The following is an 11821-nucleotide window of genomic DNA, read 5'->3' as shown; positions in this document are numbered from 1 at the left end:
CCGGTCCCGGGGGCACCCCCGGGCCTACCCCCCAAACAAGGGCCCCCCTTCCGGCGGGGCAAACCCCGGGAACGCGGGGGGGGGGGGGCCCGGAACTGCACCCTGGCCGGCCCCCGCCGTCGTGTGCTCCGCGGCGGCACGGTCCCCGGTCGCCCGCACGGGAGAGGCCCGAGGGGCGGCTGTCACCTCCCCCGGCACCGTCCACCGCGGAGCCGTGCGGCGGCCCGCGCGACCTGGCGAACCCGGCGGGTGCCGCCGCCGGGCGCCTCGCCGGCTGCGAGGATGCCCGCATGGAGCGGAAACTGAGCCGGCAGGAAGCCTCCGACGCGGTCGGCGGCGACGGATGGCGGTACATACTGGGCACGTTGCAGACGTCGGTCCCCGTGGGGTCGATGGCCCGGGGGACCGGCGTGGCGGCGGACGCCGTCGCGGTGTGCGGCGACGACGCCGACCGCCACCTGCGGGTCGACGTCAGGCCCGGGCGGGTGCTGCTCGCCCTCCAGTCGACGGCCCACGCGGCGGTCACCACGCGGGACGTCGACCTCGCGTGCCGTATCTCCGCCGCGCTGGGCGCGGCCGGGTTCGTGACGGATCCCGAAGTCGGCGCGGGGGCGCCGAGATCGGTACAGCTCCTGGAGATCGCGATCGACGCGCTGGACATCGCAGCGATCCGGCCGTTCTGGAAGGCGGTGCTGGGCTACACCGACGAGGCGGGCGCCGACGGCCCCGTAGACGCCCTGGTCGACCCGGTCGGACAGGGTCCGGCGGTCTGGTTCCAGCAGATGGACCGGCCGCGCCCGCAGCGCAATCGCATCCACCTCGACATCAGCGTTCCCCACGACGAGGCACCCTGGCGGATCGAGGCGGCGCTCGCGGCCGGGGGCCGGCTCAAGTCCGCCGGCCACGCCCCTTCCTTCTGGGTGCTCGCCGACGCGGAGGGCAACGAGGCCTGCGTGACGACCTGGCAGGGCCGGGACGGGTGAGGCGTGCCGCGGATCCGGCACTCCGGCGGGCTCCGGCGCGTGTGATCGGCGCCGGAGCCCGGCGGGCGGGTCAGTAGGCGGCGACTCCGTGCACGTCGGTGCTGGTGAACAGCAGCCAGAACCGGGTGCCGTCGTTCACGTCGGTGGCGGCCAGTCCCCAGGTGTTGGCGTAGACCGTGCGCCAGCCGTTGCAGTAGTAGCCGCCGCTGGAGGGCGCGAAACACGTCTGCACGTCGAGGGTGCGGGTGATCTTGACGTTGATGTCACTGCAGTTGGACGTGGAGTACGTGGAACCGCCCGGAGGCCAGTGCCCGTTGTCGTCCGTGCCGTTGATGGTCTTGGCACTGCCGTAGCAGGACGTGGCCGCCGCGGACGCCGCCGGTGCCGGGGCGAGGAACAGCCCGGCCATGGCGGTCGTCGCCGCCGCGAGCGCGATCATCCTACGTCTCATCACATGGTCCTCCGCTGTCGGGCGCAGCAAGATCTGCGCGGTTGACGCCGGATCAGCATGGCGGAGCCGGTTGCGGCGGACAATGCGGTTCAAGCCAAGGTCGAGGCCGATAGATGACAGGCGCATGACATCGCAGCGCCCCCGGGACGGCAGGGCGATACGTCCCGGCGACGCTGGGGGAGGCACGGTCGCCGGGGCGGGGATCAGCGGCGGCCCACCGTGATGGTGCGCTGGGTGGTCACGCCGTTGACGGTGACGCGGAGCACCGCGGTGCCCGCGCGGAGCGCGGTGAGGTCGCCGGTGGCCGGGTCGTAGGAGACGACCGCGGAGCCGCCCTCCGTGTGGCCGGCGATCTCGACGCGTGAGCCGGCCCAGGAGGCGCTGACCGGCCAGGCCACCGGGACGACACGCGTGCCGTCCTGCGTGACCGTCGCCGACGCCTTGGCCCGGTCGCCGACCGTCAGCGTGTCCGGCGCGCTGAGGTCCACCGCGTCGGTACGGACGTGCACCTCGGCGCGCAGCCAGGCGTCGGAGTCACGGGTGGGGACGGCGAACGCGTCGGGGACCTTCCCCTTGGCCGGGTCGATGCCCAGCATCGTCCAGCCGGTGAAGCCGCCGTTGTCGGGCGTGCTGGCCGGGTTCTTGCCGGAGTTGCCGTTGACCAGGTAGGAGACGCCGTCGATCGAGGACGCCGAGAACGCGCCCACGTGACCGCCCACGAACGCGGCGGACTTGTGCCCGTCGGCCCGGAAGTCGGCGAGCCACTGCTCGACCAGGGCGGCCTCCTTGCGGTCGCCGAGCTGGCTGGCCTTGTCCGGCAGCGGGTCCTCGGTGGGGTGGTGCTCGAACACCACGACGCCGCTGACGGAGCTGTCCGTGGCCGCGTCCGCGAGCTGGTCGTGCAGCATCTGGAGCTGGGCGAAGCCACCGCCGCGCAGGGTGCCGCTGGAGGAGTCCAGGGTGATGAAGCGCGTGCCCTCGGAGTCGAAGACCGAGGTGGTGTCGCCGAACTCCGCCTTGAAGTTGACGGGCGTTCCGGGGCCCATGACCTCGTGGTTGCCGGGGACGTAGTGCCACGGGATCGTGCCGCCGGTGCGGGCGTCGAACTCGTCGAGGAGCGTGCGGGCCAGCTTGAAGTCGGCCGGCGAGCCCTCGTCGACGAAGTCGCCGTCGATGACCAGCATGTCGGGCTTGGCGTCGGCGATCTCGGCCAGCGTCCGGCGGGCCGCCTCCACCAGCGGGCTGTTGGGGTCACGGGCGACGAACTGGGCGTCGGACATGACGGCGACGCGCAGCGAGCGGCCGTCGACGGTGCCGTTGGTCACCACGACGGGGTCGGCCACCTTCGGCTGGACGGGCAGCTCCACGTCCGGGGCGACCTTGACCCGCAGGTCGCTGACGGTCACCTTGCCGGTGTAGGAACGGGCGGCGCTGGTCTCCAGCAGCCGCACCCGCTGGAAGGTGATCGGGTAGGGGGTGCCGACGGGCACCGGGAACTCGACCTTGCGCCAGCCGGTCCAGGTGATCAGCGGGCCGTCGAGGTTGGCGGTCACGCCCGCGCCCGTGCGGTACTGCAGCCGCGGCCACTCCCCGTTGCCGTCGCCGTTGATCCACATGGTGACGGCCTGCGGCTGGCCGGGCAGCTGGATCTGCTGCGGCGGCACGGCGTACTGGCCTCGCGTGGCGGTCGACTTGGTGAAGTCGTACGTGAGGGCCAGGCCGGGCGCGCCGTCGTGGCCCGCGGCCGGGGTGACCGAGCCGCCGGGGGCGCGGTCGTTGGCCGAGGTCCAGGCGGCCGCGTCCGACAGGTCCGCGAAGGACTTCTCGGCCAGGCCGACGGTGACGGCCACGTCGGTGGTCATCTTGCCGACCGTCAGGTGCAGGGTGGTCGAGGCGCCCTCGGCGAGGCCGCGCACGGTGAAGGTCGCGTCGTCCGCGGGCGTCAGCGAGACGACGTCCTCGCCGCCGGTGACCTTGACGTCGGAGGCCTCGATCGGGGCGGAGTCGCCGAGGGCGTCGTAGCCGGTGATCGTCAGGCGGGCGGAGTCGTCCAGGCCGTCGAGCGCCACCAGGCTGCTGCTCGGGGCGATCCGCACGGCGGGCGCGAGCACGGTCAGCTTCGCCGAGCCGCTCACCCCGTGGCTGGCGGTGGCCTCGATCTCGCTGGTGCCGGAGTGCTTGCCGGTCACCACGGCGGTGTTGCCGTCGCCGCCCTTGACCGCGGCGAGGGAGTCGTCCCGCCAGTGCACGCGCGGCGTGGGCGCGGGCGCGTACGTCTCGTCGTGGGCCAGGGCCTTGAGGGTGCGGTGCAGATCGGGGAAGACCTTGTCGGAACCGTCCGCCGTCAGGGCGGGCAGGACGCGGAAGCCGCGGGCCTCGCCGGAACCGGGGGCGGAGAACAGGCCGAGGCCGTTGGCGACCTGACGCTCCGAGCCGTCCGAGGGGCTGTTGATCAGGCCCGTCACGCTCTCGCCCGGCAGCCGGGCGGCCATGGTGGTGGAGCCGCCGCCGTCCATGTTGAGGGCGTTGACGGCGCCGAGGCCCTTCATGAAGGCGCCGAGCTCATTGAGGTCCATGCCGCGGCTGTTGGTCTGCTTGCCGTCGATCGCGACCAGGTACATGGTGCGGCCGTCGGCGGAGAAGCCCACGCTGGTGCGCGAGGTGGCGGTGACGGTGTCGCCGTCGGTGTAGTGCTTCACCACGCCGTCCGCGACCAGGACCTGGCCGCCGCCGACGGCGACCGCGACGTCGCCGAAGTCGGCGCGCGGGTGGTAGGCGACGTTCACGGAGTCACCGGGCACGAGGCCGGCCAGCGCGTCGGCGCCCGCCTCACGGCCGAGCAGCACGCTGGTGCCGGCCGGTATCGGGCCGCTGCTGACCGAGGAGTGCACCTCGGTGACCTTGCCGTCGCGCAGCCAGACCTCGGCGACACGGCTCGCGCCGCTCACGGGCTTGGTGCGCGGGGACGGACCCCACTGGTCGGTGAACAGGCCGATGCCGCCGGCCGCCAGGACCGGGGAGTTGACGCTGGACAGCTTCAGGTGCTGCGTACCGCCGACCGTGACCTCGCCCTCCAGGAACACCTGGGCGAGCCGGCCGAGGCCGTCGGCGCCGATGGCGACCGTCTGGCTGCGGCCCTCGGTGGGCGAGTTGATCAGGCCGCCGTCCCGCGACACGGCGCCGCCGACCGGGGCCTCGGTGTCGTTCATGTCGAAGTAGTCGCCGTTGATCGCGGCGACCGCGCCCGTGTGCTTGGCCTGCTCGGTCACCGGGGCCTTGCCGGTGACGGTGCCGGAGGAGATGTAGTCCACCTTGACCCGGTCGTCGGCGAGGTCCGCGACGAGCACCTGCCCGCGCACCCATCCGTCCGCCTCGAAGCGGTCGAAACGGGTGAGGTTCAGCCCGGGCGCGATCGGCGTGCGGTCCTCGCGCGTGACGATGGACTGGCCGGGGGTGCTCGGGATCAGCCCCTGGACGGAGCCGGCGGCCTTCGGCGCGTCGACGGTCGCCGACACCAGGTGCTCGGGCGTGAGCGCCTGGGCGGTCGTCATCATCCCGGCGCCGATGCTGAGCGCCGTGGCCAAGGCCAGGACGGCGGCACCGCGCCGGGCCGCGGCACGCGGCCGCGGGACGACGGAGTCAAGAGGGAGGGGCACTGGCTGACTTCTTTCGTGCTGACAGTCGGGGTCAGCGCCCAGTCGATGTGCCGTTGGTGTCGCCGCACCCAGAAATGGGTGATCATCAGGGATGTTTGCTGTGAACTTCCTGTGACGCCACCCGCTGTGAGCTGGGATGTTGGTGTAAAGCGCAACTCCGGTGCGGGGGCGGCGGTGGGCCGTCGTGGAGAGTCACGCGGTCGGCCGCGTTCGCGGAGATGGGCGAGGCTATTCCCGCCCGCCCTCCCTCCCCCAACCTTCGGCCGGGGGTGCCACCGCCGCCGCCCCCTCCGTAGTAGCAAGCGCCTGATCCCCAGTGGGGGGATGGAGGCGGACCGGGGTGACCCCGGTTGCCTGGATACCCCCACCGGCCGTCAAGGCGCGCAACCGGCTGGAGGGGGTGTGGCGGGGTGCCTCGCTGGGGGCACCTGTGGCCCGGACCGCCGGAGGGTCCGGGCCGGCGCGGGTGCGACGCCGTCAGACCGTGCCGGCGGCCGCCGGCTCACCGGTCGGCTGGGAGACGGGGTCCGCGGTGCGGCGCGCCCGCAGGGCCATGAGCACAAAGGTGGCGGCCAGCACGGCGTACATCAGGACGGCGTTGTACGAGCTGGGGGAGAAGTCCGCGAAGAGCGCCAGGAAACCCGCCGGGGCCAGCCAGACCGGGAGCGCACCGGCCCGCCACAGGCCGATCGTCAGCACCACCAGCCCGAGGTCGAAGGCCAGCAGCCGGGCCACCAGAATGACCATCGCCGCCACGCCGTTGGAGATGGCGTCGTTGGCCTGCGCCATCGCCGTCAGGTTCTCCGCCGTGGCCAGGTCCCGGATCGCCAGCAGGAGGAACGGGTGGGCGACCAGGGCCAGCGAGCCGGCGATCGCCATGGTCCCGCCGATCCGTACGGCCACCCGGCCCCGGCCGGAGACCGCCGGCACCAGCCGGACGAGGCCGACGACGAACAGTGCCGCTCCCACGATCGCGAGCAGGTCGGCGAGCAGGAAGGCACCGGCGTGGGCGGAGACGAAGCGCAGTTCGTCCGCCGGCGTGTTCGTCGTGTCGCGCGGGACGACGAGCTCGGACACCAGCCCGAACAGCGGTGCGGCGGCGAGGGCGGCGAAGGACAGCGCGGGGGCGCGCCAGGTGTGGTGAAGCATGATCCCCTCCATTGACTGCGGCCGGAACGCCCGGCACACCGAGAAGGTGTCAGCCGCGGCCGGCCCGCACCCGGCCCCGCGGTATCCGCACGCTCCCCCCGCGGGCGGAATCCCACCGGCGCGAACCGGTACCACAGGGGGAACCGGAGCCCACTTTGCCCGCCCTATACTCGCCACCGTGTTGGCCAGTCACAGACGGCTCGAACTCCTCATCGACATCGCTCCGGCGGTCCTGCTCTGCCTCCTGGGTGTGGTCGAGCTCGCGGACTCGCCGCTGAATCCAGAGGCCAGGCCGCAGCACCTGCTCGCGGTCGTGGTCACGACCTGCGCGCTCGCGGTGCGCAGGCGCCACCCGCTGACGGTGGCCCTCGGCATCGCCACGGCCATGGCCCTGACGGCGCTGGGCGCCGAACCGTCCGACGAAGTGGCGGTGCTGCTCGCGCTGATCGTCGCGGTGTACAGCGCCGCGGCCTATCTGCCGACGGTTCAGCTGGTGGCCGCGGCCGCGGCGAACTCCGCCTCCCTCGTCGTGGCGATCCTCAACGACCCCTCCGACTCCGACCCCGGCAACATCGTGCCGACGATCCTGTTGTTCGTGGTGCTTCCCGCCGCCGTGGGCGCCGCCTACCGGCGCCGGCGCACCGCGGTGCAGCACCTCACCGCCCAGGCGGAGGAACTGCAACGGACACGGGACGAGCAGGCACGCCGTGCGGTCACCGCCGAACGGCAGCGCATCGCCAGGGAACTGCACGACCTGGTGGCCCACGCGGTGAGCGTGATCGCGGTCCAGGCCGAAGCGGGCCGGGGGATGCTCGACACGGATCCGGCCACGGCGGGACGGGCCTTCGCGGCGATAGCCGACGCCTCGCGCGGTGCCCTGGTGGAACTGGCCCGGCTGCTCCGGCTGCTCCGCGACGACGACTCCGTGACCGCCGCCGCGCCCGCCGAGCCCGAACCGCTCGTGCCTCAACCGCACTTCGAGGACCTGGACCGCCTGGTGTCCACCATGGGCGCCGCCGGGCTCACGGTGCGCAGGGCCACGGAGGGCCGGCCGCGCCCGCTCGACCAAGGTGTCTCGCTGTGCGCCTACCGCGTCGTCCAGGAGTCGCTCACCAACGCGCTCAAGCACTCCGCCTCCGAGGTGGCCGAGTTGAGGCTGCGGTACGACGAGGACGTCCTGGAGATCGAGGTGCACACGGACACCGCGGTGGGTGACTCCGGCGGCGGCACCGGCAAGGGGCTCGTCGGCATGTGGGAGCGCGTCGTCGTCTGCGGCGGCAGCCTGACGCTCGACGTGTCCGCCGGCTTCACCGTCCGGGTGCGGCTGCCGCTCGCGGTGGCGGTCCCGGCATGATCCGCGTGGTGGTCGCCGACGACGAGATGCTGATCCGGCACGGGCTCGCCGCCATCCTCTCCGGCGAACCGGACATCGAGGTGGTGGCGGAGGCCGCGGACGGCGTGGAGGCGCTCGGCGAGGTGCGGCGCACGGACCCCGACGTCGTGCTGATGGACATCCGCATGCCCCTGCTCGACGGCATCGAGGCCACCCGCAGGCTCGCCCGCAGCGCACCGCGCAGCCGGGTCCTTGTGCTCACGACCTTCGATCTCGACCAGTACGTGTACCAGGCGATGCGGGCCGGGGCCTCGGGCTTCCTGCTCAAGAGTGCGCCCAGGCACCAACTCACCGCGGGCGTGCGGACCGTGGCGGCGGGCGACGCGCTGCTCGCCCCGATCCTGACCCGGCGGCTGCTGGAGGAGTTCCTCAGCGGCCCGCCACCGGGCGCGGCGGCCCAGCCGGCCCTCGACGACCTGACCCAGCGCGAGCTGGACGTGCTGCGCCTGGTGGGCCGGGGCATGTCCAACACCGAGATCGGCACGGTGCTCTGCCTGGCCGAGAGCACGATCAAGACCCATGTCGGCAATCTGCTCGGCAAGCGCGGGCTGCGGGACCGGGCCCAACTCGTGGTCCTCGCCTATGAGTCGGGACTGCTCCGCCCGGGACGCTGACCGGCCGGGCGCGCGGGGCAGGGGCGACGGGCTGACGCCCGGTCCGCACCATTGGACCGGCCCGTCGGGGGATAGACATCCGCATCATCGGGTAAGCACGGTCCGGGGCCCGCAGCCGCGGGGGCCCGTCGGCGCATTTCGGTGCGCCACCACATCGGCACATGAGGGATGGACAACGGTGGCATCTGGAGTCGTGAAGTGGTTCAACGCCGAAAAGGGCTTCGGCTTCATCGCACAGGACGGGGGGCCGGACGTGTTCGCCCACTACTCCAACATCGTCGGTAACGGCTACCGCGAGCTCCAGGAAGGCGAGCAGGTCACCTTCGAGGTGACGCAGGGCCAGAAGGGCCCGCAGGCGGAGAACATCGTCCGCGGCTGATCCGCCTGCGCTCGCAGAACGTGCCCCGTACGAGCGGGGCCGCCCTCCCCGGGGAGGACGGCCCCGCTCGTCGTGCTTCCGGCGGAGGGGGGCGCTCCGGTGCCCAAGGGGCGGCGGCGAAGCGAGTGTTACTTGAGACGCCCTTGACTGATGCGTGAACTTCCAATGGTATAGGCGTCCTTGTCGCATACCCATGTGAAGGAGAGTCGTGAGACCCAGAGTCTTAACGACCGTCGTCGCCGGCGCTCTCATACTCTGCAGTGCGGCCATCGCGCCCGTCGCCCAGGCCCGGAGCACGATCCCGGCGAGCGGTGACGCGGACGAGGTCAAGGTGTTCCGCGCGGAAGTCACCAAGCAGCAGATCCCGTTGCTGCTCGAAGCGGGGCAGGACGGCCACGAGCTGAGCGAGCAGGCGCCCGAGAGCGGCACGGCCACGGTCGAGGTCTACCTCACCGACCGGCAGGCCGGGCAGCTGGAGAAGAAGGGTGTGCAGCTCACCGAGCACACGATCGCCGCCAAGTCCGAGGCGCGCGTGCAGAGTGCCGCCGAAGGTGTGTACCGGCCGTACAGCGGCGCGGGCGGCATCAAGGAGGAGGTCCTGGCCGCCGGCCAGGCGAACCCCGGCCTGACCAAGGTCGTCTCCATCGGCAAGACGGTGAACGGGCAGGACATCCTCGCGCTGAAGCTCACCAAGGACGCGAAGACGTCCAAGGACGGCTCCAAGCCCTCCGTGCTGTACATGTCCAACCAGCACGCGCGGGAGTGGATCACGCCGGAGATGACCCGCCGGCTGATGCACTACTACCTCGACCACTATGCGACCGACCAGCGCATCAAGAAGATCGTCGACTCGACCGAGCTGTGGTTCGTCGTCTCGGCCAACCCGGACGGGTACGACTACACCTTCCAGGACCCCGGCAAGCGCCTGTGGCGCAAGAACCTCCGGGACGTCAACGGCGACGGCGTCATATCCGCCGGCGACGGCGTCGACCTCAACCGCAACTTCGCCTACAAGTGGGGCTACGACAACGAGGGTTCGTCCCCCAGCCCTGCCAGCGAGACCTACCGCGGCGCGAGCCCCGGCTCCGAGCCCGAGACGCGGGCGCTGGACGCCTTCGAGAAGCGCATCGACTTCACCTACGGCATCAACTACCACTCCGCCGCCGAACTGCTCCTGTACGGCGTCGGCTGGCAGGTGGCGACGGACACCCCCGACGACATCCTGTACAGGTCGCTGGCCGGCACACCGGACAACTCCGCGATCCCCGGCTACCACCCGCAGGTCTCCTCGGAGCTGTACACGACCAACGGCGAGGCCGACGGGCACGCGGCCAACGTCAACGGCATGGCGATGTTCACGCCCGAGATGTCGACCTGCCAGACCGCGTCCGACATCGACCCGGCCGACCAGTGGAGGGCGGGCGACTGCCAGTCGGTCTTCAACTTCCCCGACGACGAGAAGCTGATCCAGGAGGAGTTCGAGAAGAACGTCCCCTTCGCGCTCTCCGTCGCGGAGACCGCCGCGCACCCGGACACCCCGTCCTCCTCGGTGGGCCTGGACGCCGCCGACTTCACCCCGGCGACCTTCACCACGTCGTACTCCCGCGGCTCCGACCAGGAGGTCTCGGTGGTCGTCCGTGAGGCGGTGCGCGAAAAGAAGCTCAACTACCGCGTCAACGGCGGCCGTACGCAGGGCGAGGCGCTGCGCTCCTGGAACGGCGGCGAGACCTACGGCGGCGAGGACAACCTCTACTTCGACGAGTACCGCGCGAAGGTCAGGGACGGCGAGCCCGGCGACAACGTCGAGGTCTGGTACACCGGCGAGACCAAGAGCGGCAAGCCGGTCTCCAGCACGCACTTCACCTATACCGTGGCAGACCGGGCCAAGGGGGACGTGCTCGTCGTCGCCGAGGAGGGCGCCGCGGCCACGCAGACCCAGACCTACGTCGACGCGCTGAAGGCCAACGGCCACAAGGCGGCCGTCTGGGACGTCGCCACGCAGGGCGCGCCCGACGCGCTCGGTGTCCTCGGGCACTTCCGCACGGTGGTGCACTACACCGGCGCGGCCGCGCCCCGCAACGCCACCCAGCTGCAGCTGCGCGCCTACCTCAACGAGCGCGGCAAGGTGATCGAGGCCGGCGAGCAGGCCGGTGGGTCGGTCGACCTCGGCGGCGGCAACCTGTCCAACGACTTCAGCCAGTACTACCTGGGTGCCTACTCGCGCACGTCGACCGCCGGGGCCACCGCCTTCACCGGCTCCGGCCCGCTGGGCGGCTTCGCCGGTCCCCTCGGCGCCGCGCCCGGCAATCCGCTGGACCGGGCGGGCACGTACCGCGTCACCTCGGACAACCTCGCGCCCGAGGACTACCCGCAGTTCACGAGCGCGGGCGCGGGCCGGTTCGACGGGACCGCGCCTCCGAACGCGCCCTACGCGGGCGCCTTCATGGCGGCCGCCGTCCACGCCGACGACGCGTACAACCGGCTCACCCGCACCATCGACCTGAGGGGGGTGACCGCGGCCGACGCGCCCACGCTCCGTACCCGTCTGCTGTGGAACACCGAGCCGGGTTACGACAACGCGCTGCTGGAGATCCACACCGTCGGCGCGGACGACTGGACCACCCTCCCGGAGAAGGGCGGCGCCACCGGCACCGACGTGCCCGCGGAGTGCGAGGCCGGCTTCTACATCGACGAGCACCCCTGGCTGAAGCACTACCTCACCCCGGGGACCGACGGCTGCACCGCGACCGGCACCACGGGCGCCTGGAACAGCTTCACCGGCGCCTCCGCGGGCTGGCAGCCGGTGAACTTCGACCTCAGCGCCTACGCGGGCAAGTCGGTCGAGGTCTCGCTCAGCTACGTCACCGACCCGGGCTCCGGCGGCCAGGGCCTCCAGGCCGACGACGCCTCGCTCGTCATCGGCGGCGCGGTCACCGAGACCGAGGGCTTCGAGACCTCCTTCGGCCCGTGGACCGTCGCCGGGCCGCCTCCCGGCAGCCCGGCCCTCGTCCGGGACTGGGCGCGCACCGGTGCGCTGTTCCAGACGTACGGAGCGGTCACCACGCAGGACACGGTGCTGCTGGGCTTCGGCCTGGAGCACCTGGCCACGGCGGCCGACCGTGCGGCACTTCTCGGCAAGGCACTGGCCTCCCTGGGCCGGTGACACCCGGGCGGGCGGTCCGCATCCCTCCGAGGG

The 11821-nt window shown here is 72.3% G+C and carries 8 protein-coding genes; 5 read left to right on the top strand and 3 right to left on the bottom strand.

The annotated features are described in order from the left end of the window. The first annotated feature begins 290 nt into the window (after window positions 1-290). Window positions 291-983: a VOC family protein gene (locus ACFWVC_RS37220; RefSeq protein ID WP_384298406.1), complete on the top strand. Its 693-nt coding sequence runs from the start codon at window positions 291-293 to the stop codon at window positions 981-983. 70 nt (window positions 984-1053) lie between these two features. Here the strand turns inward: ACFWVC_RS37220 and ACFWVC_RS37215 are convergent, their stop codons facing one another. From ACFWVC_RS37215 to ACFWVC_RS37205, 3 genes are all read right to left on the bottom strand, one after another. Further along, window positions 1054-1434 carry a hypothetical protein gene (locus ACFWVC_RS37215; protein WP_384298403.1) on the bottom strand — a complete coding sequence of 127 codons (381 nt, stop codon included), beginning with the start codon at window positions 1432-1434 and terminating at the stop codon, window positions 1054-1056. Window positions 1435-1637: 203 nt separating this feature from the next. After that, window positions 1638-5090: a phosphodiester glycosidase family protein gene (locus ACFWVC_RS37210; protein WP_384298400.1), complete on the bottom strand. Its 3453-nt coding sequence runs from the start codon at window positions 5088-5090 to the stop codon at window positions 1638-1640. Window positions 5091-5567: 477 nt separating this feature from the next. Further along, on the bottom strand, window positions 5568-6239 hold the full coding sequence (locus ACFWVC_RS37205; protein WP_384298397.1) for a hypothetical protein: 672 nt from the start codon (window positions 6237-6239) through the stop codon (window positions 5568-5570). Window positions 6240-6417: 178 nt separating this feature from the next. Here ACFWVC_RS37205 and ACFWVC_RS37200 point away from each other — a divergent pair, with 178 nt between their 5' ends. The 4 genes from ACFWVC_RS37200 to ACFWVC_RS37185 all read left to right on the top strand — a co-directional run bounded on the left by ACFWVC_RS37200 (window position 6418) and on the right by ACFWVC_RS37185 (window position 11788). Beyond that, window positions 6418-7593 (top strand): sensor histidine kinase, encoded by a 1176-nt coding sequence (locus ACFWVC_RS37200; RefSeq protein WP_384298394.1) that lies wholly within the window; start codon window positions 6418-6420, stop codon window positions 7591-7593. Further along, a complete protein-coding gene (locus tag ACFWVC_RS37195) occupies window positions 7590-8246 on the top strand; it encodes a response regulator (RefSeq protein ID WP_384298391.1) in 657 nt (218 codons plus the stop codon). Before ACFWVC_RS37200 ends, ACFWVC_RS37195 begins: the two co-directional genes overlap by 4 nt. A gap of 178 nt (window positions 8247-8424) precedes the next feature. Then, a complete protein-coding gene (locus tag ACFWVC_RS37190; protein ID WP_319659350.1) occupies window positions 8425-8625 on the top strand; it encodes a cold shock domain-containing protein in 201 nt (66 codons plus the stop codon). Between the two features lie 208 nt (window positions 8626-8833). After that, window positions 8834-11788, top strand: coding sequence for a M14 family zinc carboxypeptidase (locus ACFWVC_RS37185; RefSeq protein ID WP_384298387.1), 2955 nt, complete (start codon window positions 8834-8836; stop codon window positions 11786-11788). The last annotated feature ends 33 nt before the right edge of the window (window positions 11789-11821 follow it).

The organism is Streptomyces sp. NPDC058691 (assembly GCF_042714775.1).
Lineage (GTDB): Bacteria > Actinomycetota > Actinomycetes > Streptomycetales > Streptomycetaceae > Actinacidiphila.
The sequence above is the reverse complement of the archived record's forward strand: the minus strand, read 5'-3'. Positions and strand labels throughout refer to the sequence as shown.